The organism is Mycetocola sp. BIGb0189 (assembly GCF_024810155.1).
GTDB classification, from domain to species: Bacteria; Actinomycetota; Actinomycetes; order Actinomycetales; family Microbacteriaceae; genus Mycetocola; species Mycetocola lacteus.
This window is the reverse complement of record NZ_JANUED010000001.1, coordinates 289,668-311,562: the sequence shown is the minus strand read 5'-3', so window position 1 is coordinate 311,562 and position 21,895 is coordinate 289,668. Positions and strand designations below refer to the sequence as shown.

At 66.3% G+C, this 21,895-nt stretch carries 22 protein-coding genes; 11 read left to right on the top strand and 11 right to left on the bottom strand.

Annotated features, from left to right (window positions below):
* Window positions 1-259 precede the first annotated feature (259 nt).
* From M2390_RS01375 to infC, 5 genes are all read right to left on the bottom strand, one after another.
* Window positions 260-1,048 carry an ATP-binding cassette domain-containing protein gene (locus M2390_RS01375; RefSeq protein ID WP_259176499.1) on the bottom strand — a complete coding sequence of 263 codons (789 nt, stop codon included), beginning with the start codon at window positions 1,046-1,048 and terminating at the stop codon, window positions 260-262.
* Between the two features lie 232 nt (window positions 1,049-1,280).
* Entirely contained in the window at window positions 1,281-2,081 is an 801-nt protein-coding gene (locus M2390_RS01370; RefSeq protein WP_121688217.1) for an RNA methyltransferase, read from the bottom strand.
* Between the two features lie 225 nt (window positions 2,082-2,306).
* Window positions 2,307-2,690 carry a 50S ribosomal protein L20 gene (rplT, locus tag M2390_RS01365; protein ID WP_030143083.1) on the bottom strand — a complete coding sequence of 128 codons (384 nt, stop codon included), beginning with the start codon at window positions 2,688-2,690 and terminating at the stop codon, window positions 2,307-2,309.
* A 33-nt stretch (window positions 2,691-2,723) separates the two neighbouring features.
* Entirely contained in the window at window positions 2,724-2,918 is a 195-nt protein-coding gene (rpmI, locus tag M2390_RS01360) for a 50S ribosomal protein L35 (protein WP_030143082.1), read from the bottom strand.
* Window positions 2,911-3,549 carry a translation initiation factor IF-3 gene (gene infC, locus M2390_RS01355; RefSeq protein ID WP_081863788.1) on the bottom strand — a complete coding sequence of 213 codons (639 nt, stop codon included), beginning with the start codon at window positions 3,547-3,549 and terminating at the stop codon, window positions 2,911-2,913. The genes rpmI and infC overlap by 8 nt, the downstream gene beginning before the upstream one ends.
* A 212-nt stretch (window positions 3,550-3,761) precedes the next feature.
* On the opposite strand from infC, the gene M2390_RS01350 reads away from it, so the two are divergent.
* The 10 genes from M2390_RS01350 (at window position 3,762) to M2390_RS01305 (ending at window position 15,507) form a co-directional block, all read left to right on the top strand.
* A complete protein-coding gene (locus tag M2390_RS01350) occupies window positions 3,762-4,127 on the top strand; it encodes a DUF1844 domain-containing protein (RefSeq protein ID WP_121688218.1) in 366 nt (121 codons plus the stop codon).
* A 207-nt stretch (window positions 4,128-4,334) separates the two neighbouring features.
* On the top strand, window positions 4,335-5,339 hold the full coding sequence (locus M2390_RS01345) for an aldo/keto reductase (protein WP_259176493.1): 1,005 nt from the start codon (window positions 4,335-4,337) through the stop codon (window positions 5,337-5,339).
* 96 nt (window positions 5,340-5,435) lie between these two features.
* Window positions 5,436-6,752, top strand: coding sequence for an amidohydrolase (locus M2390_RS01340; RefSeq protein ID WP_259176491.1), 1,317 nt, complete (start codon window positions 5,436-5,438; stop codon window positions 6,750-6,752).
* 1 nt (window position 6,753) lies between these two features.
* Window positions 6,754-7,896: an ABC transporter permease gene (locus tag M2390_RS01335; RefSeq protein ID WP_259176489.1), complete on the top strand. Its 1,143-nt coding sequence runs from the start codon at window positions 6,754-6,756 to the stop codon at window positions 7,894-7,896.
* The gene (locus M2390_RS01330) at window positions 7,893-8,780 is read left to right on the top strand and encodes an ABC transporter permease (protein WP_259176488.1); all 888 of its coding nucleotides are present in this window, start codon (window positions 7,893-7,895) and stop codon (window positions 8,778-8,780) included. The genes M2390_RS01335 and M2390_RS01330 overlap by 4 nt, the downstream gene beginning before the upstream one ends.
* Complete coding sequence (locus M2390_RS01325) at window positions 8,777-10,444, top strand: ABC transporter ATP-binding protein (RefSeq protein ID WP_259176487.1); 1,668 nt, start codon at window positions 8,777-8,779, stop codon at window positions 10,442-10,444. Before M2390_RS01330 ends, M2390_RS01325 begins: the two co-directional genes overlap by 4 nt.
* 107 nt (window positions 10,445-10,551) lie before the next feature.
* On the top strand, window positions 10,552-12,231 hold the full coding sequence (locus tag M2390_RS01320; protein ID WP_259176486.1) for an ABC transporter substrate-binding protein: 1,680 nt from the start codon (window positions 10,552-10,554) through the stop codon (window positions 12,229-12,231).
* 58 nt (window positions 12,232-12,289) lie between these two features.
* The gene (locus M2390_RS01315; RefSeq protein WP_259176485.1) at window positions 12,290-13,372 is read left to right on the top strand and encodes an LLM class flavin-dependent oxidoreductase; all 1,083 of its coding nucleotides are present in this window, start codon (window positions 12,290-12,292) and stop codon (window positions 13,370-13,372) included.
* Between the two features lie 46 nt (window positions 13,373-13,418).
* A complete protein-coding gene (locus tag M2390_RS01310; RefSeq protein WP_259176484.1) occupies window positions 13,419-14,693 on the top strand; it encodes an LLM class flavin-dependent oxidoreductase in 1,275 nt (424 codons plus the stop codon).
* Window positions 14,686-15,507, top strand: coding sequence for a DUF1684 domain-containing protein (locus M2390_RS01305; RefSeq protein WP_259176483.1), 822 nt, complete (start codon window positions 14,686-14,688; stop codon window positions 15,505-15,507). Before M2390_RS01310 ends, M2390_RS01305 begins: the two co-directional genes overlap by 8 nt.
* A gap of 120 nt (window positions 15,508-15,627) precedes the next feature.
* Here M2390_RS01305 and M2390_RS01300 read toward each other — a convergent pair whose 3' ends face one another.
* From M2390_RS01300 to M2390_RS01275, 6 genes are all read right to left on the bottom strand, one after another.
* Window positions 15,628-16,494, bottom strand: a complete 867-nt coding sequence (locus M2390_RS01300; RefSeq protein WP_121688231.1) for an SseB family protein — start codon at window positions 16,492-16,494, stop codon at window positions 15,628-15,630.
* A 264-nt stretch (window positions 16,495-16,758) separates the two neighbouring features.
* Window positions 16,759-17,505 (bottom strand): bifunctional 1-(5-phosphoribosyl)-5-((5-phosphoribosylamino)methylideneamino)imidazole-4-carboxamide isomerase/phosphoribosylanthranilate isomerase PriA, encoded by a 747-nt coding sequence (gene priA / locus M2390_RS01295; protein ID WP_259176481.1) that lies wholly within the window; start codon window positions 17,503-17,505, stop codon window positions 16,759-16,761.
* Window positions 17,506-17,756: 251 nt separating this feature from the next.
* Window positions 17,757-18,440: an imidazole glycerol phosphate synthase subunit HisH gene (gene hisH, locus M2390_RS01290; protein ID WP_259176479.1), complete on the bottom strand. Its 684-nt coding sequence runs from the start codon at window positions 18,438-18,440 to the stop codon at window positions 17,757-17,759.
* Window positions 18,437-19,045 carry an imidazoleglycerol-phosphate dehydratase HisB gene (gene hisB / locus M2390_RS01285; protein ID WP_030143067.1) on the bottom strand — a complete coding sequence of 203 codons (609 nt, stop codon included), beginning with the start codon at window positions 19,043-19,045 and terminating at the stop codon, window positions 18,437-18,439. Before hisB ends, hisH begins: the two co-directional genes overlap by 4 nt.
* Entirely contained in the window at window positions 19,042-20,124 is a 1,083-nt protein-coding gene (locus M2390_RS01280) for a histidinol-phosphate transaminase (RefSeq protein ID WP_259176478.1), read from the bottom strand. Before M2390_RS01280 ends, hisB begins: the two co-directional genes overlap by 4 nt.
* 69 nt (window positions 20,125-20,193) lie before the next feature.
* Complete coding sequence (locus M2390_RS01275) at window positions 20,194-20,703, bottom strand: LysM peptidoglycan-binding domain-containing protein (protein ID WP_259176477.1); 510 nt, start codon at window positions 20,701-20,703, stop codon at window positions 20,194-20,196.
* 369 nt (window positions 20,704-21,072) lie between these two features.
* Between M2390_RS01275 and lexA the strand changes: the two genes are divergently transcribed.
* Entirely contained in the window at window positions 21,073-21,777 is a 705-nt protein-coding gene (lexA, locus tag M2390_RS01270; protein ID WP_121688235.1) for a transcriptional repressor LexA, read from the top strand.
* Window positions 21,778-21,895 lie beyond the last annotated feature (118 nt).

The following is a 21,895-nucleotide window of genomic DNA, read 5'->3' as shown; positions in this document are numbered from 1 at the left end:
ACGACACGAATCAACACGCTTGTTACCTATTTGTGACCGTTATACAACGGGCTGATCAGAGGCTGAATTTGTTCGGACTTCTTCCATATTTGAGATGAAATCCGATATATATTCCAGAAAGCGCATGAATAGATCCGGAAAGTTTCTTCGGAAACAATAGCGGCAGAACGCCGGAAATCCGGACCCGGTTGCCACCTACGTGTCACAGTGCCCTCGGCCACTTCGAGGCGCCGTGTCCCCCGATTCTGGGTACCCAGATTCACCCCTCGGCGACACCGGGCACGGCTTCGGGCACGACATCGGGTACGGCGTCGGGCACGACATCGGCCCGGGAGAGCCGGGCCAAAATGTCACGAGCCTGCGGCGTGCCGGGTCGCAGAAAGAAGTCCGCGGCGGGTTGATCCTCGACGATCCGTCCCGCACAGACCACGATGATGCGTGAGGCGGCCTCTCTGACCAGGGTGAGATCGTCCGTGGCCAGGACCACGGCGGTCCCCTCCCGGGTGGCCTCCCGAACCAGATCGGCGATCAGGCGGCCGGTCGATGGGCCCAGATCCCGAGTGGGATCCTCCATCACCAGCAGACGAGGGGTGAGCGCGAGCGCGCGAGCGATCTGTACCCGGCGACGCTGATCGTTCGAGAGCTTCCCGGCAACGGTGCGGGCCTCTGCCAGCATCTCCACGCGGGCGAGGAGTGCCCGCGCACGCTCGGTCGCGAGGATGGGTGACATTCCGCGGGTTCGAACCTGCGCCCGAGTGACATTGTCCATAACGCTGAGTCGGGCCGGCAGATCTCCGGAGGACTCAACCAGGCCCACGTCGCGGCACGGGTGGTCCCGAGAATCCGGCGGCGCGGGTATCTCGCATCCCCCCACCCGCAAACTGCCCGAGGAGATGGGTTCATCACCGCTCAGTATGCGGCAGAAGAGGGATTTTCCCGCCGCGTCCAGACCCAGGATCGCGACGCTTTCGGCACGGTGGACACTCAGGCTTATCCCGCCAAAACCTCGATGGTCGGCGGTGTGCGCGCTGACGGCGGTCAGCGCCACGATGGGCACCTCACAGACTGCGTGTGAGGTGCGTGGGGCTCTCGGTATCGACGTTGACTCCATACGCTCACGTTACGTGGGTCCCCGCACGGCGGCGGAGCATGTCGCACGGTGATGGCTGGCCCGACGCATACCAAGCATGTGTTCGCCGGGCCTCGGCACACAGCACATGAGCCACCCCGCGTGGACGCGGGGTGGCTCATGTATTCCGCCGAGGCGGACGGTTAAGTCGCTAGGAACGCTGTGCGAATGCGCTCTCGTAGAGGCAGACGGAGGCGGCGGTGGCCAGGTTCATCGACTCGGCGGCACCAAAAATCGGCACGCTCACCGCACGCTCGGCGCGGGCAAGGTTCTCATCGGTCAGCCCGCGGGCCTCGTTGCCGAACAGCCAGGCGGTGGGCTCGGCCAGGACACCGCTGTTGCGGACGTCGAGCAGCGAGTCACCCTTGATGTCCGCGGCGATCACCGATACACCGGCCTCGCGGGCCAGCAGCAGCACGTCGGGCAGTTCCAGGCCCACGGCCACGGGCAGGTGGAACAGCGATCCGGTGGTGGAGCGCACCACCTTGGGGTTGTAGAGGTCGACGCTGCGTCCGGTGAGGATCACGCCGTCGGCACCGGCCGCGTCGGCGGCACGGATGATGGTCCCGAGGTTACCCGGGTCACGGACCTCCTCGAGGATCGCGATGAGCTTGGGCTCGTCGCGGAAGATGTCCTTGGCGGAGGTCGGGAACTGACGGGCGACGGCGATAACACCCTGCGGGGTGACGGTGTCGGCCATCGCGTTGATGACCTCTTCGCTGACAAACTCGACGTCCATTCCGGCGGCCACCGCGGCCTCGGCCAGGTCGGTGTAACGCTCCAGCGCGGTCGGGGTGACGTACAGCTCAAGCATGACCTCGGGACGGTAGGTCAGCGCTTCGACAACCGCCTGCGGGCCCTCGAGCAGGAACAGGCCGGTCTCTTCACGGACGGCACGACGGCCAAGCCTTGCGACGGCACGGATACGGGGGGCACGGGGATTATCTAGCACCTGGCCATTCTACCCGCGTGGGCAGCGCAGCGGAAAACCCACCCCGACCGCTGGACAACAGGCCCGCAAACAACAAACGGCCCCACCACCGAAGCCCAACAAAGGATCCGCGGCCGGAAACAACAAACGACCCCACCGCCGAAGCCCGACGGAGGATCCGCGGCCGGAAACAACAAACGGCCCCACCGCCGAAGCGATGGGGCCGAATGTAAATGAAGCTAAAGCTTACGCAGCCTTGGGAGCCGAGGTGTCGGCCGGGAGGGCCTTCTTGGCGGACTCAACCAGAGCGGCGAAGGTTGCCGGCTCGTTGACTGCCAGCTCGGCGAGGATACGACGGTCAACCTCGATACCGGCCAGACCCAGACCCTGGATCAGACGGTTGTAGGTGAGGCCGTTTGCACGGGATGCAGCGTTGATACGCTGGATCCACAGGCGACGGAAGTCGTTCTTACGCTTCTTACGGTCGTTGTAGTTGTAAACGAAGGAGTGGGTAACCTGCTCCTTGGCCTTACGGTACAGACGCGAACGCTGACCACGGTAACCCGAGGCACGCTCGAGGATTACGCGACGCTTCTTGTGGGCGTTGACGGCCCGCTTTACTCTTGCCATTTCTCTACTTCTATCTCTCTATGTCCGTCGAGCTTACTTACCGAGAAGCTTCTTGATGTTCTTGGTGTCGGCCTTGGACACGAGCTGGTCCTGGTTCAGACGACGCTTGCGGTGGCTGGACTTCACCTCAAGGTTGTGTCGCATACCCGACTGCTGCTTCTTGATCTTGCCGGAGCCCGTGAGCTTGAAGCGCTTCTTAGCGCCCGAGTGGGTCTTCTGCTTAGGCATTACTTTCCTCCTGCTTTGCCGCTCTCTTATTGGCGGCCCGATTTGCATTGGCCTCGGCTTTCGCCTCGGACTTATTCTTGAGAGGCCCAATCACCATGACCATGTTGCGGCCATCGATGGTGGGGTTGGACTCGATCACGCCGAACTCGGCGACATCTTCTGCAAAACGATGCAGCAGACGCACACCCTGGTCGGGACGAGACTGCTCGCGGCCGCGGAAAAGGATCATTGCCTTCACCTTGTCCCCGGACTTCAGGAAGCCCTCGGCGCGCTTGCGCTTGGTCTCGTAGTCGTGGTCATCAATCTTCAGACGGAAGCGCACCTCTTTGAGGACGGTGTTCGCCTGGTTACGGCGTGCTTCCTTCGCCTTCTGCGCAGCCTCGTACTTGAACTTGCCGTAGTCCATGATCTTCGCAACCGGCGGCTTCGAATTGGGGGCAACCTCGACCAGGTCAAGATCTGCCTCCTGCGCCAGGCGCAGCGCTACCTCAATTTTGACAACACCAACCTGCTCGCCTGCGGGGCCAACAAGGCGAACTTCAGGGACCCGGATTCGGTCATTGGTACGGGGATCGCTAATGCGTAACTCCTCTGATTGATACTCGAGGCCACTCAGTCCGAAATGATTCATACCGAGGCGAGAGAGAAATTACACACCGGATACGTGTGACCAAAGGTCACTACCCGGCCAACACCCTGACTACCAAACCCTCCGAGGAGGGTCTTGGCGGAGTGTAACTACCCGGTAACCTAGTACTACGGTCAAACGCGGGTGGGAGAATATCCTCTTTCGTAACGGAACAGATGTTCCGTAGCCGCGTATCAGTCTAGCAGAGGAACACAGTGACGGAAAACCAGTCCCCCAGCCCGGAAGAAAACGAAGCGGTTGCCGAGGCCACGCGGGATATTGCGGAGGTTCCCGCGGTCGAGGTAATCACGACCGCGTGCGTACACCTGCTCAGCGCGGCGGCGGTCAAGGTGGGCCTTGCCGACGACCCGGAAACCCAGACCGACCTGGATGAGGCACGCAAGCTGATCAACGCCCTGGCGGGCCTGATCACGGCCGCCGCTCCGGATGTGAGCGACATGCACGCCCGCAGCCTGCGCGATGGTCTGCGTTCGCTGCAGCTCGCGTTCCGCGAGGCATCGGCCATTCAGGATCCGATCGGTAAGGGTCCGGGTGAGAAGTTCACCGGTCCGGTGAACTAACTTCCTGGCCTCCTACAAGCACCGGCACTCTTCGGAGTGTCGGTGCTTTTTTGCGCGCAATTATGGCCTAGCCGCGCGATGCGTGCACCTACTGTTTCGCCACATGACACTGGGTTACCCCGTGTCCCCGTGATCGTTGGCCCACCCCCGAACGCGTTGCTAGTTTTCTCGAACCATCAGCCGTGTTTTTGATTCGAGGGATTCGCCGTGACCATCGCCCCCAGCCCCACCGAGACCGCCGCGCCCGCCACCGCCACGACCACTGCGGCCGGGTCAGAGGCATCCGGCACGACCACGCCCACCGCCGCGGAGACCCTGCTGGCCGGACACCGGGTGCCCCGGGTGGGCCTCGGTGCCGCGCGGCTGACCGCGGGTGATGGGTGGGGTGTCCCCGCCGATCCCGAGGTTCCGCGGGCGCTGCTGCGCGCGGCCCTCGATGCGGGAATCCGCTACGTGGACACCGCGGATGCGCTGGGCCCCGGCGTAAGCGAGGGCATCATCGGCGATGTGATTGGCAATCGGGATGACATCCTGGTCTCGACCAAGGTCGGGATGCTGCGTCCCGCACAGGATCGCTGGGGTATCCTCGGCCAGCCCGACTACCTGCGTCACGCCGTGCACGCGTCGCTGCACCGGCTGGGGCGCGAGCGCATCGACCTGCTGTTTCTGCACCGAATCGACCCGGACGTGCCCCTCGCCGACCAGCTGGGTGCACTCGCCGAGCTGCGTGATCAGGGCAAGATCGGCCACATCGGGCTGAGCGAACCCACGCTGGAACAGCTGGATGCCGCGCTTGCGATTGAACCCATCGCCGCCGTGCAGAGCCTCTATAACGTGGCCGCGCGGGAGAACGCCCCGGTGATCGAGCGTCTGGGCGAGCGGGCGATCCCGTTCATCGCCTACTGGCCGCTGATCGGCCGCGGACTGCCCGCCGAGACCCACGCCCGGGTGTTCGCAGCCCTCGAACCCGCCGCCCGCGCGCACCGTACCAGCGTGCAGTCCATCGCGCTCGCCTGGATCTTCCACACCGTGCCCGACGGCCTCGCCGTGGTGGGCAGCCGGAACCCGGCACACCTCCGCGACAACCTGGAGGCCACCGCGATCACGCTGAGCGCCGAGGAGGTCACGGGCATCTCCGCGGCGGTCGCCCAGGCACTCGACGGCTTCGTTTTTCACCCTCGGCACAGCCCGCACTCCGCCTCGCGAGCATGATTCGTCCCCGGGTTACCGCCCGGGGTGACGGCCCCGATCCGCTCACACTTCCACCCATTTCCGCCTTCCGAACACCCCGCGCAAAGGACTCCACCGATGACCACCGATCCGCTCGACACCTACCTCGCCTACGGCCAGCGCTCGCTCACCCCCGCCCCGATTGGGGAGGCCGAATCGGCCTTCGCCGGAGCTCCCGCGGATATTCACGCGCGCATCGCCGCCCGAATCGAGGGGTTGCGACCGCGCCTGCACGAATTTGCCGTGGATCTCTACCACCACCCCGAGCTGGGGTTTGAGGAGCACCGCAGCGTGCAGAAGATCGCCGAGCTGCTGGCCGAGGAGGGTGTGGAGACCGAGGTGGGTGTGTTTGGACTGCCCACCGCGTTTGTGGCACACGCCGGTTCCGAGGTGGGCGACGGACCGCACTTCGCGGTCATCGCCGAATACGATGCGCTGCCCGGTGTGGGGCACGCCTGCGGGCACAACGTGATCGCCGGCATCGCGATCGGAGCCTTCCTGGCGCTGCGCGACGTGGTGGCCGAAACCGGCGGCCGTGTCTCGCTGATCGGCACCCCGGCGGAAGAGGGTGGCGGCGGCAAGGAGCTCATCATCCGCGCCGGCGGCTTTGACGATGTGGATGCCGCGGGCATGGTCCACCCGAGCGTTGGCCACGAGGTCTCCCCCATCTATGGTTCGGGAACCACCGGGGTGCGCCGGATCCGGGTCGCGTATCACGGCCGCGCCGCGCACGCCGCCGGTACCCCCTACCTCGGGCTCAACGCGCTCGATGCGGTGGTCACCGCCTACCAGGGGATCGCCCAGCTGCGCCAGCACATCCTGCCGATCGATCGCATTCACGGCGTGATCACCAACGGCGGGAGTGCGGCCAACGTGGTGCCCGAGCTGACCGAGGCTCACATTCTGGTGCGCTCGAGCGAGATCGACACCCTGAAAATCCTGACCCAGCGGGTGGTGGACATCCTCGAGGCTGCGGCCCTGGCCACGGGAACGCGCGCCGAGATCGACCTCGATGCCGAGCCCGCCTACCTACCGCTGGCCAACAACATCGCGCTGACCAAGCACTGGGCGCGCCACCTCACGGACCGCGGCCGCACCGTGCCGCTCAAGCCGAAGGTGGTACGCCAGGGCGGACCCTCCACCGATATGGGCAATGTCAGCCAGTACGTTCCGGCGATCCACCCGGCCCTGGGCCTCGGCGGGGACGGCACCATCGTGCCGCACAACGCCGGATTTGCCGACATCTCGATCCTGCCCGATGCGCTCAACGCGCTCGTGGATGCCGCCACCGCGCTGGGCTCGGCCGCCGCCGACTACCTGGTGGATGCCGACCTACGCACGGCCGTGGCCGATGAGTTTGTCGCACGCGGCGGACGCGTGCGCTGGGAGGACTAGCGTGAGCACGCTCGATCAGACGGTGCCGCCCACGGAGGCGGTCGGCCCGGCTTCGGCTTCGGCCGTTTCCGGGCACGGCGCATCATCCGAGCGCCCTGCCGGGGCATCCACTCCCGAGGCGGAGCCCCGCGAGGACGCCGTCCCCACGGTCGCCTCGCTGCTCGCCGAGGCGTCACAGGCCGAGGAGGTCGGCCGGCTGGGCCGGATCCGCGGGATCGCCTCCTATGTGGGTCACCGCGTCCTCGACATCGTCCTGGTGCTCTGGGCCGCGGCCACCCTCTCGTTTGTGGCGCTCCAGCTGATCCCCGGAAACCCGCTGGACAAGATGCTCTCGGGCATGCAGGAGGCCACCCCGGAGATTCGCGCGCAGATCGCCGCCCACTACGGGCTCGATCAGCCGCTGATCGTGCAGTACTTCACCTACCTGGCCGGGGTCCTGCGTGGGGACTTCGGGATCAGCTATCAGCGCGCCTCCCCGGTCACCGAGGTTATCCTCAGCGAGATCGGGCCCACTGCCGAGCTCACCGGCTGGGCGATCCTGGTGGCGATTATCGTCTCCGTGCTGCTGGCGCTGGCTACCTCGGGCCGCCGCCGTGGGGCCCGCGCATTTGCCCAGGGGTTTGAGCTGGTGGCCGTCTCGGTGCCCTCGTTCTGGCTCGGCATCATCCTGATGACCGTGTTTTCCTTCTCGCTCCAGTGGGTCCCGGCATTCGGGACCGACGGCCCCGGCTCGCTGGTCCTGCCGGTCATCACCCTCGCCCTGCCGCTGATCGGTGTGATCACCCAGGTGCTGCGCGAGCGCATGGAACACGTGCTGCACGAGCCGTTTGTGACCACGATCCGCGCCCGCGGGCTCGGCGAAAACCGGCTGCGTTCGCGCCACGTCCTGCGTCACGCGAGCCTGCCCGCGCTGACACTCACCAGCGTGATCTTCGGATCGCTGCTGAGCGGCACCGCGATCATCGAGACGCTGTTTGCCCGGCCCGGACTCGGCCGGGTCGCCGTGGTGGCGATCCAGGACCGGGACTACCCGGTGGTGCTCGGCTTTGTGGTCTTCGCCGCGCTGATCTTCATCGTGATCAACACGATCGTGGACCTGCTGTATCCGCTTCTCGACCCGCGCCTGAGAGGGGGCCACTCATGAGCCTGAACCTAAACCTTGGCGGCCGTACCCGCACCCCGCGGGTGCCCCGCACCGAACGGGTCCGCTCGGCCCACGCCCTGAATCCGGGCGTTGCGCTGTCGGCCCTCGTGGTGCTGCTGCTGATTGTGGCCGCGCTGTGGCCGGGCATCTTCACCAGTCAGGATCCGATCGCCGGGGACCCCGCCGACGCGTTTGCCGGATCCAGTGCCGCGCATATCCTCGGCACCGATCAGCTCGGCCGCGACCTGTTCTCCCGCATCATCCACGGCACCATCTACTCCCTCTCGCTGGGTGTGGGGGCCTCACTGATCGGTCTGATCGGCGGCGTGATTCTCGGTGTGCTGGCAGGCTACTCCCGCGGCATCTGGGACCGGGTCATCACCCGCGCCCTCGATGTCCTCCTCGCCTTCCCCGAGGTACTGGTGGCGCTGCTGACCATCACGATTCTCGGCCCCGGCCAGTGGAGTCTGCTCTGGGCCGTGGGCCTCGGCCGGATCCCCGGCGCCGCCAGGCTCGTACGCACCCAGGTGCTGCAGATCCGCGGCTCGGGGTTCATCCGCTCGGGCATCGCGCTGGGGCTCTCCCCCGGCCGACTGATCCTGCGCCACGTGGTGCCCAACAGCCTGGGTCCGGTGCTTGTGCACGCGGTGATCGGCGTGGGGGTCTGCATCATCTTTGGTGCCGCCCTGAGCTTCCTCGGACTCGGTGCCGTCCCGCCCACTCCCGAGTGGGGACTGATGCTCTCCGAGGCCAGGCAGTACCTGAGCATCGCCCCGTGGATCGCGATCTGGCCGGGGGTCTTCATCACCCTCACCGTGATCAGCGTGACCGTAACCGGCCGCTGGCTGCAGCAGCGTTTCATCAGCAAGAGGAGCTCCCTGTGACCGTCGAGAATTCCGAGGCCCTGGTCTCGGTGCGCGATCTGACCATTGATTTTGGCCCGCACACCGCGGTGTCCGGGTTGTCCTTTGATCTGACCCCCGGACGCTGTGTCGCCCTGGTGGGCGAATCCGGTTCCGGCAAGAGCGTGTCCGCACGAGCGCTGCTCGGGCTGGTGGGTCCGGGATCCCGGATCGAGGCCACCGAGCTGCGCCTGGGCACCCACGACCTGCGCACGCTCACCCCTGCCCAGTGGCGCGGGGTGCGTGGACGCGAGGTGGGCCTGGTGTTGCAGGATGCGCTGGTGTCCCTCGACCCGCTCAACACCATCGGGGCCGAGGTTGCCGAATCGCTGCGGCTGCACACCGGCCTGGCCAAAAAGCCCGCCGCCGAGATCGTGCACGGCCTGCTGCGCCGCGTCGGTATCCGCGATCCCGAGGAGCGCGCGGGGCAGTATCCCCACCAGCTCTCCGGTGGACTGCGTCAGCGCGCGCTGATCGCCAGTGCCGTGGCCGCCGGGCCGCGGGTGCTGATCGCCGATGAGCCCACCACCGCGCTGGATGTCACCGTCCAGGCGCAGGTGCTGGAACTCCTCGCCGAACTCAAGCGCGAGGGCACCGCACTGCTGCTGGTCAGCCACGACCTGGCCGTGGTGTCCGAGCTGGCCGATGAGATCATCGTGCTGCGCGCCGGGGCGGTGATCGAACGCGGCACCCCCGCTCAGATCCTGCACAATCCGCAGGCCGACTACACCCGGCAGCTCCTCGATGCGGTGCCCTCGGCGCACACCCGCGGCGAGCGCCTCTCCCCGCTGCCACCCGCGGTGTTTACCCGGCCCCGGGTCGCGGAGCGGGAAGGTGTTCAGCGAGTGGGCGAGACTCGGCCCGCTCCGATCCTCGAGGCGCGCAACCTGGTCAAGAGCTACCCCGCCACCCGCGGCCGCCGCACCACCGTGCTCCACGACGTGTCCTTCACGCTGGAACGCGGCAAAACGCTGGGGATCGTGGGCGAATCCGGGTCGGGAAAGTCCACCGCGGCGGCGATCGCGCTGGGCCTGACCCCCGCCGATACCGGCGAGGTCCTGCTGGATGGCGAGGCGTGGTCACGCCTCAGGGAAAAGGATCGTCGGGCGCGACGTCGCCGCATCCAGACGATTTCCCAGGATCCGCTGGGCTCCTTCGACCCGCGCTCCAACGTGCGCACGCTGCTCGGCGAGGCCCTGTCCACCGTGGGGGTTCCCCGCGGCGAGCGCGACGACGCCGCGACCGCGCTGCTGGAACAGGTGGGGCTCTCCGCCGTGCACCTGGGCCGGCATCCGCTGGAACTCTCCGGTGGGCAGCGCCAGCGCATCGCGATCGCCCAGGCGCTGGCGACCAACCCCGAGATCATCGTGTGTGACGAACCCGTCTCCGCACTCGACGTCTCGATCCAGGCCCAGGTACTCGACCTGCTGCGTGACCTTCAGGATCAGCTGCACGTCTCCCTCCTCTTTATCTCCCATGACCTGGGGGTGGTCCGCCACATCGCACACGATGTGGCAGTCATGCAGCACGGTCGGATCGTCGAGTTCGGCGAAACCGGCGAGGTCTTCGACCATCCGCAGCATCCCTATACCCGCGATCTGATCGCCGCCATTCCCACCATCGGCACACCCACACCCGCGATCTGATCACCGACACCTCCATGGCCCAACCATCAGCACCCGCACACCCGCGATCTGATCACCGTCGTCGCCCCCACACCACTCCTCACCATCACCCCTGAAAGGCACCACCCATGCGAAATCGCACCCGCAACGCGGCACTGCTTGGCGCCACCGCCCTGCTCACCGCCTTCGCCCTGACCGCCTGCTCGGCGTCCGCCTCCCCGAACCCCGGGTCATCCGGCAACGCCGGTACCTCGGCGAGCCCGGTCAGCGGCGGCACCCTGCGCTATCTGGCCAACACCGAACCGCCCACCTGGGACGGTCAGCGCGTCCCGAGCCTCAACCTCAACTCGATCAACTCCTCGATCTTTGACACGGTGACCGTGCAGGCCGAGGACGGCACCTATAAGCCGGGCCTGGCCACCAAATGGGAGGTCAGCGAGGACGGCCTGATCTACACCTTCACCCTGCGCACCGACGTGAAGTTCCAGGACGGGAGCCCGTTCAACGCCGGGGTGCTCAAGCAAAACCTCGACCGTCCCCTCAACGAGACCGGTCTGGGCACCGCCTCCACCGGAATCGTGTCCAATGAGGTCCTGGATGACAGCACCCTGAAGGTGACCCTGTCGCGCCCGAACGCCGCGTTTATCCACGCCCTCTCGACCCCGCACTGGCCGATCTACTCGGGCAAGGTGCTCACCGAACACACCCCTGCCGAGCTGTCGGCAAACCCCAAGCTGTCGGTGGGATCGGGACCGTTCAAGGTCAAGGACTACGTTAAGGGTTCCAAGATCGTCCTGGAAAAGAACCCAGACTACGCGTGGGCACCCAGCACCTGGGGCCACACCGGTCCCGCCTACCTCGATGAGGTCACGATCCAGTTTGTGCCCGAACCCCAGGCGCGCATCGGGGCGCTCGGTTCCAAGCAGGCCGATGCGATCGATCAGGTTCCGCCGCTAAACATCCCCGAGGTCACCGCCGCGGGCGGCCAGATCCTGGAAAAGGACAACACCGGAACCCCCTACTATCTGGCGCTGAACCCCAACATCGCCCCGTTCGATGACAAGAACGTGCGCCTCGCCTTCCGTGACGCAATCGACGTGGACGGCCTCCTCAAGAGCGTCTACGCGGGCAAGTACACCAAGGCCTGGACCACCACGCTGCCCGACACTCCGCCGCTGGGCTCCTACGATAAGTCGCTCGAGAAGAGCTGGAACTTTGATCCCAAGGCCGCCGCGAAGCTGCTGGATCAGGCCGGATACACCGAAACCGACAGCGACGGCTACCGTACCAAGGACGGCAAGCGCCTCACCATCAACTGGGCCGTGGACTCGCTCTACGTGCAGACCGACCAGCGCCAGCAGCTCGGCGAAGCCATCGCCTCCTCGCTGAAGAAGGCGGGTTTTGAGGTCATCCGCACCCCGTATGACACCGCCGCATTTACCGCGCAGCTGGCCAAGAACGAGCACAACCTCGCCGATTCCTCCCGTGGCTACGCCGATGTGGGGGTCACCATCCAGCCGTTCCAGACCAACTCCATCCCCAAGGAGGGTGGCGGTTCGGGCATCAACTACGGTCTGCTCTCCGACCCGCAGATCGACGAGTCCGGCAAGATCGTGAGCACCAACTCCGATCCCAAGGTGCGCATCGCCGAGGCCCAGAAGGTCCAGCAGCGCATCCTCGATGAGGGCTTCGCGATTCCGCTGTACGTGCCCAAGAAGATCGTCGGCACCACTTCCAAGGTGCACGGCTGGAAGTTTGACGCGGTGGGCTACACCGACGCGTTCTACGACGTCTGGCTCGCCAAGTAACCCTTCCCCCCGATCGGCGGGCATCCCCTCGGATGCCCGCCGGCTGAAAGGACACATCATGCCCCGCATCGACCTCTTCTACTACGGTGATGTCACCAACGGTCAAAACCCCGCCGCCCTCTACCGCGATATCGAGGAACAGGTGGTCCTCGGCGACCAGCTCGGCTACAACGGCGTCTGGGTCACCGAACACCACCAGAACGCCCGCGGCGAGGTTCCGGACCCGCTGCTGTTTCTCGCTCGGCTGAGCGCCAAAACCACCAGCATCCGCCTGGGTACCTCGGTGGTGTGCGCGCCGTTCTATCACCCGATTCGGCTCGCCGAATCCGCCCTGTTGCTGGATGCTCTCTCGGGTGGACGCCTCGATCTCGGCGTCGGCAGCGGTGCCGGCACCGACCATCTGCTGGGCGTGTACGGCCTGATTCCCGGTGAGGGATCGGCCCGCTCCCGCGAGGTGCACGAAATCCTGCGTCAGGCCATCGACAACGGCCGGGTCACCTTCCACGGCGAGTTCTACGATTTTGACAACGTGGAAATCTCCCCGCCCGCCGGACGCCCCGCCCGCGACGTCATCTGGACCGCCGCCGGACGCAACGCCATCGAACTGGCCTCCGCACACGGCTACCGGCTGATGATCCCGCGCCCGATGCCGCTCGAGGCGCGCCTGGCGCTCAACGCCGAATACCGCGAAAAAGTCCCCGGGGGCGAGGTCATTCACCTACGCTCGGGCCTGGTGGCACCCACCCGGGAGCTCGCCCGCGAGCGCGCCGTCGAGTTCCTGCGCGAGTACGCGGCCATCTACCTGAAGGTGGACTGGCGCGGCGGCCCGGACAGTGCGGACTTCGACGATATCGCCGAGAAGCTCTCCTTCGCCGTCGGGACCCCCGAGGAAGTGGCGGACTCGATCTGGCGCTGGACCGACCAGTTCGACGGCACCGAGCAGACCGCGATCCAGTTCCAGGGACCCCACGTCAAGCCCGCACACATCCTCGAATCCATCGAACTGTTTGCAACCCAGCTGCCGGGTCTGCGCGGGTCCACCCCGACCACCGCGGTCCCCTACGTCGAACGCCCCATTCCCTTCCGCCCCAGCGGTGAGAACCTGGCACCGTATCAGAGCGCCGTGGAGGTGGGCGTATGAGCACCGAGTCCATCCGCATTTTCCAACACCCAGTGGAGGTAACCGCATGAGCACCGCAGATTTCCCCGTCAGCCGTCGTCCCGAACCCAATGAGATCGCGGGGCTCGGGACCACCGCGCCGCTGGGCTCCACGGTGATCGGCGAGCGCCTGCGGGTGGGTTTCATCACCCACCTGGATCAGAACACCGACACCACGACCATCTACCGCGAGAACATCCTGCTGTTCCAGGAGCTGGAAAAGCTCGGCTATGACAGCGCCTGGATCGCGACCCGGCACTTCCACTCGGGCTGGGCGGCGCTCCCGAGCCCGTACGCGTTCCTCGGAGCCGCAGCGGTGGCAACCTCGAAGATCGGGCTGGGCACCGCGGTGCTGCCGATCGTGCTGGACGACCCGATCCGGGTCGCCGAGGACGTCGCGGTCATCGACCACCTCTCCGGCGGACGCCTGATCCTCGGCGTCGGCAAGGGGGTCCCCTCGGACTCTTTCCACGTGTTCAACGCCTGGGAGAAGGACCGTGATGCCAACTTCGAGCACAAGATCGACTCGCTGCACTGGGCGCTCGAGGGATCCCAGGTGCCCGAGGGAAGCGCACACATCTGGCCGGCAAACGCCGGCCTGACCGGACGCGTGGTCCACGGCAGCTCGAACATCAACACGATCCGGGCCGCGGCTGTGCGCGGGGATGGCTTCATCCTGGAGCGCTTCGGCAACGGCAGCGAGCGGACGGCCGAGGCGCGCGCCGGATTCCAGCAGCGTCAGGCGTACTCGGTGCGCGAGTACCGTCGGGTATTCCACGAAACCTGGGGTGACACCCGCACCCCGTATGTGGTGACCTCCCGCACCGCCTATCCGGGTGTCTCCAATGCCGCCGCCCTCACCGAGGCCGGCGAGCGAGCGGGCCGCTGGAACGAGTTCGCCGCGAAGATCGGCCGGGTGGATCTCACCGCCTCGATCCCCGATCAGCTACTCTCCGACAACTTCATCTGGGGCACACCCGAGGAACTCGCCGCCGACCTGCTGGCCGACCCCACCATCGCACTGACCGACGAGCTGATCCTCGGCATTCACCCGGCGCTGCACACCCTCGAGGAGACCGTGGAAAAGGCGCGGATCCTGCTGGAGGAGGCCTACCCGCTGATTCAGGCGGGCTGGGCGGCGCAGCGCGAGGCTGCACTTGCCGAGGCGATCCGTCCGCTCACCCCCGAGCAGATTCGCGCCGAGCAGGAGCGCTTCGCACACGAGCGTTCGGGCACGGTACTCTCCGGCACCACCGATGCCGCCACCCACACCGAACAGGAACGGATTTCCACCCATGTCTGAGACCAGCACCACACCCGCCGACTCGGTCCTCGCTAGCGACGCTTTCATCGCCGAGTGGGAGGCCTGGCACGAGGCCCGCCTCGACGCCACCCTCGCGCCCTACGGCATCGCCTCGCTGGTGGGCACCCACTGGCTGACCGAGCAGGCTCAGGAGGTTCCCGGGCTGCCGGGCACCTGGCAGCGTGAGGGCGAGGCGATCGTGGGCCTGCTCCCCACCAACGTCGAGGTCCCGGCCACCACCCTGCGGGTCGAGCCCGGCACCGACGTCGAGTATGGCGACATCATCCTGCGGGCATTTGGCCGCGGGGAGGATCTGGCCCTGCGGGTACTCACCCCGCGCAGTGAAACCCGCCGGGCGATCACGGACATCGCCGCGTTTATCCCCGATCCTGCCTGGGTGTTCCCGGCCCGATTCGAGGCCGCCGCGGATGAGACCCTGGCGATCGAACTGGTGGACGGATTTGTCCAGGACAAACCGCTCTCGGGCCGCCTGCACGTCAACATCAACGGGCACTGGGCAGCGCTCGTGGCTACCGCCGCGGGGCACGCCTACTCGGTGGTGTTTGCCGACCAGACCGGGAACGACCGCGACGCCGAGGACGAAACCTACCGATTCCGCTTCCTCACGGTCCCCGCCGCCGATGCCGAGGGCAACACGGTGATCGACTTCAACCGCGCGTTTGTCCCGCCCTGCGGCTTCAGCGACCACTACGTGTGCCCGCTACCCGCGCCGGATAACCGCCTGCCGCTGCGAGTACTCGCGGGTGAGCGCCTCCCGGTGGACGCCAGCGGCGCACCCTACCGCCACCACTAGGACCGTCCAACAGAACACCCCGCCGTGTACGTGCACGGCGGGGTGTTCTGTTACGGCCTGCTGTTTCGGCACGCTACTCGGAGGAGCGGAGGCGGACGCAGACGTTAGTGCATCGGCACGCTACTCGGAGGAGCGGAGGCGGACGGTGAGGGAATCCGCCCGTGTGGCGATCACGTCGTCCTGGGCCCAGCGCTGAGCGAGACGCTGCAGCACGGCGTCAAGCATCTCGCGGTCGAGTCCCTGCACCAGGGTGAGGGTCACCACGAGCTCCGGTCCGTGCAGGCGCGAGAGCGGGTCGGCGGTGGACAGTGCCACATCCAGCACCGAGAGTTCGGTCCCGATGGACGACACGAATGCGGCAAACACCTCGGGATCCTGGAAGCTGGGAATCCAGGATTCCTCGCGGGCCACCGCCCAGAGTGCCGGACGGCGGATCACAAATTCCAGCGGGGTGGTGGCATCCAGCACCACCAGGTCGGTGTTTTCTTCGGCGGCGGCCAGGGCCACTCGAATGCCGTCGGCGGGAACGGGTCGAGCCTTGGGGTTCCAGGCCCGCATGGCGTCCACCGAGGAGAAGACCGGCAGGACGTTGCGTCCGTCGGGGCCGGCGACGGTGATGATCGAGAGCTCCTGGGTCTTGTCAACCTCCTGGCCGTGGGCGTTGAGCCCCACGTCCCCGGCGTGGGCGACCAGCGGGATCAGCAGGCGCGCGGTGCGGAACGCATCCACGATGGCCTCGGCGCTGCCCTCCCCCGCGACGAACCGGCGCTGGGCCTCGGCGAGCTCGGCGGGCGCGCTGCCATCGTCCTCGGCGTAGGCGTTGTCGTGAGCCTGGAAGGTGCGTCCCTCCCAGGACTGGTCCGCGCTATCCGCGGTGTTACCGGCGAGGGCCGCGATCCGGGCACGAATCCCGGTGGGATCATCGGGGGTACCGTGATCGCAGCCGGCACCGTGTGCGTGTGGGTCGGCCGGGGTGTGCTCGGTCATGCTGTCTCCTCGCGGGAACGAAACCATCGGGTGGATGGTGGGGTGCGGCGGGATGAGCCGCCGGATGGGTGGTGCGCAGCGGCGGGAACGAGTCGCCGGGTGGATGGTGGGGTGCGGCGGGATGAGCCGCCGGGTGTGGGGCGGGCCAATTCGCGGATGATGGGCCGCGCAGATGACCGTATCCAGCCTATCGGCCCGTCGCTTTCCGCGCGCACACAACAGGCCCGGAACCCCTGTGTGAGGTACCGGGCCTGTGCGGAGTGCCTAGTTGGAGGCTACGTCCAGGGCCTCGGGCAGGGTGAAGTTGCCGTTGTACAGCGCCTTGCCCACGATTGCGCCCTCGAGACCCAGCGGCACCAGCTCGCGCAGGGCGGCGATGTCATCGAGGCTGGAGATGCCACCGGAGGCCACAACCGGACGGTTGGTGCGCTCCATGACGTCCTTGAGCAGCTGAATGTTCGGCCCCTGCAGGGTGCCGTCCTTGGTCACGTCGGTCAGCACGTAGCGGATGCAGCCGGCCTCTTCGAGGCGCTCCAGCACGGTCCACAGATCGCCGCCATCGCGGGTCCACCCACGGGCGGCGAGGGTCGTGCCACGCACGTCGAGGCCTACGGCGATCGCGTCGCCGTAGCGGCCGATAACGTTGGCGGCCCACTCGGGGTTTTCCAGGGCGGCGGTGCCCAGGTTGATCCGGGTGACGCCGCTTTCCAGGGCCGCTTCCAGGCTCTCGTCGTCGCGGATACCACCGGAGAGTTCGATCTTGACGCCGTGTACGGCCTTGATCACGCGACGGATGACCGCCTGGTTGTTGCCCCGACCAAAGGCCGCGTCCAGGTCGACCAGGTGGATCCACTCGGCCCCCTGCTTGGCCCAGTCCAGGGCCGCGTCGACGGGGTCGCCGTAGTTGGTTTCGGATCCGGCTTCGCCCTGGGTCAGGCGGACGGCCTTACCGTCGGCCACGTCCACGGCCGGCAGCAGTTCGAGTGCCGGGGTGTTGTTGAACTCGCTCATGTTGTCCTTGTGTCCTAGAGGCGAATCCGCGTCGGGATCGACGGGATTCGCTGGGTGGTGGGTGAACGATGCCGGTGTCGGCGGTGTTCGGCCCGCGAGGGTGCGAGATGAACACGTCCGGTGTCGGCGGTGTTCGGCCCGCGAGGGTGCGAGATGAACACGTCCGGTGTCGGCGATGTTCAACCCGCGAGGGTGGAGGTGGCCGGTGCGCCGGGCGAGATGCCCGCGGATGACCAGGTGCCGGGGTGTGGCTACTCCGGGAGGGGCAGGGTGTCCAGCCAGTTCCGCAGCAGGGTGATCCCCGCCTCCCCCGACTTTTCGGGGTGGAACTGGGTGGCCGTGAGCGGTCCGTTTTCGATCGCGGCCAGGAAGGGAACACCGTGGTCGGCCCAGGTGAGGGCCGGTTCCGTGAAGGGAGGAATCACATCCAGCAGCCATTCCTGCGCCGCATAGGAGTGAACAAAGTAGAAGCGCTCGTCTTCGAGACCGCGGAACAGGCGGGAGTTCTCGGGAACCCGAACCGTGTTCCAGCCCATGTGGGGCACAACCTCGGCGGGCAGCTCGGTGATCGGCCCGGGCCACTGACCCAGGCCCTCGGTTTCCACACCGCGCTCGGTGCCCCGCTCGAACATGACCTGCAGTCCCACGCACACGCCCAGTACCGGCTTGCCACCGGTGATGCGCTTATCGATGATGCGGGCACCACCGGAGGACTCCAGTGCGGCCATGACCGCGTCAAACGCCCCCACACCGGGAACAAACAGCCCGTCGGCGGCCATGGCCTCGGTGAAGTCTCCACTCAGGGTGACATCGGCGCCGGCCTTTTCCAGGGCCTTCACCGCGGAGTGGACGTTGCCCGATCCGTAGTCGAAGACAACTACGCGGGGACGACGCTCGGCCGGGGTCGCATCGCTTGCCGGGATGGAGTCGCTCACAGCTTGCCCTTCGTGGACGGGATGCCCTCAACCAGCGGGTCGAAGGCCTTGGCCTGGCGGAATGCGCGGGCAAACGCCTTGAACTCGGCCTCGGCGATGTGGTGCGGGTCGCGTCCCGAGCGCACGTCGATGTGGACGGTGAGACCGGCGTTGAAGGTGATCGCCTCGAAGACGTGACGGATCATCGATCCGGTGAAGTGTCCACCGATGAGGTGGAACTCAAACCCGGCGGGCTCGCCGGTGTGCACCAGGAACGGACGACCGGAGATATCGACCACGGCCTGAGCCAGGGCCTCATCCAGCGGGCACAGGGCATCACCGTAGCGGGCGATTCCAGCCTTGTCTCCGAGGGCTTCGCGGATCGCCAGACCCAGGGCAATGCCGATGTCCTCCACCGTGTGGTGAACATCGATGTGGGTGTCGCCGGTGGCCTTGACTCGCAGATCGGTCAGCGAGTGCTTGGCGAATGCGGTGAGCATGTGGTCGTAGAAGGGCACGGAGGTTTCAATCTCGCTGCGGCCGGTGCCGTCGAGGTTGATTTCGAGCTCAATCGAGGATTCACTGGTTGCCCGCGTAATCTTCGCGGTCCGAGGTGCGCTGGTCATGCCTTTGAGCTTAGCGCGCTCAGGGCCTCGAGGAAGGCGGTGGTTTCGGACTCGGTTCCGGCGCTCACCCGCAGGTGTCCGGGGATGCCAACGTCTCGGATCAGGATGCCGCGTTCCAGCAGGGCGGTGAACAGCGCCTGGGGATCCTCGACGCCGCCGAACAACACAAAGTTGGAGTGGGTGCGGTGCGGGGTATAGCCGAGTTCGGTGAGACGGGCCACGATTCGGTCCCGCTGACCGCGGATATCATCAACCATCGCCAGCATCTCGTCGGTGTGATCGAGAGCCGCCTCGGCGGCCGCCTGAGTGAGGGCGGAAAGGTGATAGGGCAGACGCACCAGACGCAGGGCATCGATCGCCGCCGGGTCGGCGGCCAGGTATCCCACCCGAGCACCGGCAAAGGCAAAGGCCTTACTCATGGTGCGGGAGATCAGCAGGCGAGGACGGCCCGGCAGCAGGCTCAGTGCGCTCTCGGTGCCGTCGGGCGCGAATTCGGCGTAGGCCTCATCCACAACAACCACGCCGTCGGTGGCATCGTAAATCGCCGCGATGGTGTCTAGGTCGATCGGTGTTCCGGTCGGGTTGTTCGGGGAGCACAGGAACACCACATTGGGCTGGTGTTCACGCACCTGAGCCACCGCGGTTTCGGCGGAGAGCTCGTACTCGTCGTCGCGCAGACCGGGAATCCAGGTGGTGTCGCCACCGGCGGCCAGGAGCGAGTACATCGAATACGTGGGCGCAAACCCGAGCAGCGTACGTCCGGGACCGGCGAAGGCGGAGAGGACGTGCTGCAGCACCTCGTTTGATCCGTTGGCGGCCCAGATGTTCTCTGCGGTCAGCCCGTGGCCGAGATAGCGCGCCAGACGTTCGCGCAGACCACTGAACTCGCGATCCGGATACCGGTTGAGTCCGATCACGGTCTCGGCGATACGGGCGACGATGTCGTGCGCCACCGCCTCGGGGATGCGATGGGTGTTCTCGTTGACGTTGAGCGCAACGGGCACGTTCAACTGCGGTGCGCCGTAGGGGACTTGGCCGCGCAGATTATCGCGGAGGGGCAGATCGTCAAGAGTGGTCACGGGGAAAGTTTACCCAGTCACTCCGAGCGACAGGGCGCACATTTGCCCAGTCTGCACGGGTGTGCGAACCTAGCGCGTGGGAGCGTCGAAACGCAGCGGGATAGCCAGACGCTGACCGGCTTCCAGCCCGGAACCCTGCAGCTGGTTGAGGTCGCGAATCTCGGCGATGACATCGCGCGGATCGGCGGTCGGGTCGAGCGATACCGCGAGCTGCCACAGGGTGTCTCCGCTTTCCACCGTGACGTAGTGGAAGGAGGCGTCACTCGGAGTGGAGGATGCAACGGCTCCCCCGGCACTCAGGCCCACCACCAGAAGCGCAATCACCAGGGGCAGCGCCACCAGGGTCGTAATGACGATTCGGCCTCGACGGGTCAGACGCAGCTTGCCGGAGGGGTGGGTACCGGAGGGGCGAGTACCGGAGCGGCGGGCACCGGGAGCTGCTACGGCTGCAACACCGGTGGTTGCCGACAATGCTGTGGTTGCCGACGATGCGGTGGTTGCCAGTGTTGCGGTGGGCTCGAATCCAAACGAGGGACGGGCGGTGGCGGGACGGCGGGGGTTCAGGATTGCGGTACTCATGATTGACCTCTCTGTACCGGTGGGCTGCCCGAATGCGGGTGCCCGTGCGGCGCAACCCCCGTGAAGTGATGGTGGGGAGTGGAAGCCGTGGCCGGTCGTCGTGAAAGCGTGCTGAAGACGGGGAAATCCAACACCGGGGTTTGCTGTACCGAGTCGGTGTTTTCGAAGGGCGTTAGAACATCTGTTTCGAATATAACTTCGAATAATCGAATTCACAAGCCGGTATTCGAATCTTTTTGAGATTTTTTCCCGACACACTCGAAGAAATGTTTGTTTTCCCTGCCGACGCTGGATACAGTTTCGAGTGTTGGGATTACTCAACCAATAACCACCGACACTGGCTCAAAAGGGCCGTCAGGACGGGAAACCATGGTCACCAAGAAGCCGAACGCAGACGCCACCGACGCGCCCAAAACCGGCACTCGGCGACGTAAGAGCCTGAGCGAGAAGCAGCGTTCGATTCTCGAATACATCTCCCGTTCGGTGGCCGACCGTGGATACCCGCCGAGCATGCGCGAGATCGGCGACGCCGTGGGCCTCGCCTCGCTGTCCAGCGTGACCCACCAGCTCAACCAGCTGGAACTCAGTGGATACCTGCGCCGCGACCCCAACCGTCCCCGCGCCCTGGAAATCCTGATCGATCTGCCCGGAACCACCGTGTCTTCGGCGAGTTTCGAATCGGTCACTCCCCCGGTGGGCGACGCCGCCATGGTGCCGCTGGTGGGTCGGATCGCCGCGGGTTCCCCGATCACCGCCGAGCAGCAGGTGGAGGAGGTCTTCCCGCTGCCGCGCCAGCTCGTGGGTAAGGGCGACCTGTTTATGCTCAAGGTATCCGGCGACTCGATGATCGACGCGGCCATCTGCGACGGCGACTGGGTTGTGGTGCGTCAGCAGCACGACGCGGAAAACGGGGACATCGTGGCCGCAATGCTGGACAATGAGGCGACCGTGAAGGTATTCCGTCAGCGCGACGGTCACACCTGGCTCCTCCCCCGCAACTCGAACTTCGAGCCGATCCTGGGTGACCATGCCGAGGTGCTCGGCAAGATTGTCGCGGTCCTGCGCGCGGTCTAGTTCCCCGCCGCAGGATCTCTCGATTCGATTTCCCGGGCCTCTTTCCGACATCCCGAGTCGAGCGGCCCGTATCCCGCAGCCCGAAACGAGGTAGAGCGTGCACACCACCGAGGATTCG

Excerpts from the sequence above, each read along its gene's own strand:
- M2390_RS01340 (WP_259176491.1), top strand. The coding sequence starts at position 5,436 with ATGACCACCGATCCGCTCGACACCTACCTCGCCTACGGCCAGCGCTCG.
- rplT (WP_030143083.1), bottom strand. The coding sequence starts at position 2,690 with ATGGCAAGAGTAAAGCGGGCCGTCAACGCCCACAAGAAGCGTCGCGTA.
- M2390_RS01320 (WP_259176486.1), top strand. The coding sequence starts at position 10,552 with ATGCGAAATCGCACCCGCAACGCGGCACTGCTTGGCGCCACCGCCCTG.
- M2390_RS01310 (WP_259176484.1), top strand. The coding sequence starts at position 13,419 with ATGAGCACCGCAGATTTCCCCGTCAGCCGTCGTCCCGAACCCAATGAG.
- M2390_RS01315 (WP_259176485.1), top strand. The coding sequence starts at position 12,290 with ATGCCCCGCATCGACCTCTTCTACTACGGTGATGTCACCAACGGTCAA.
- lexA (WP_121688235.1), top strand. The coding sequence starts at position 21,073 with ATGGTCACCAAGAAGCCGAACGCAGACGCCACCGACGCGCCCAAAACC.
- hisB (WP_030143067.1), bottom strand. The coding sequence starts at position 19,045 with ATGACCAGCGCACCTCGGACCGCGAAGATTACGCGGGCAACCAGTGAA.
- rpmI (WP_030143082.1), bottom strand. The coding sequence starts at position 2,918 with ATGCCTAAGCAGAAGACCCACTCGGGCGCTAAGAAGCGCTTCAAGCTC.
- infC (WP_081863788.1), bottom strand. The coding sequence starts at position 3,549 with ATGAATCATTTCGGACTGAGTGGCCTCGAGTATCAATCAGAGGAGTTA.
- M2390_RS01305 (WP_259176483.1), top strand. The coding sequence starts at position 14,686 with ATGTCTGAGACCAGCACCACACCCGCCGACTCGGTCCTCGCTAGCGAC.
- M2390_RS01300 (WP_121688231.1), bottom strand. The coding sequence starts at position 16,494 with ATGACCGAGCACACCCCGGCCGACCCACACGCACACGGTGCCGGCTGC.
- M2390_RS01275 (WP_259176477.1), bottom strand. The coding sequence starts at position 20,703 with ATGAGTACCGCAATCCTGAACCCCCGCCGTCCCGCCACCGCCCGTCCC.
- priA (WP_259176481.1), bottom strand. The coding sequence starts at position 17,505 with ATGAGCGAGTTCAACAACACCCCGGCACTCGAACTGCTGCCGGCCGTG.
- M2390_RS01330 (WP_259176488.1), top strand. The coding sequence starts at position 7,893 with ATGAGCCTGAACCTAAACCTTGGCGGCCGTACCCGCACCCCGCGGGTG.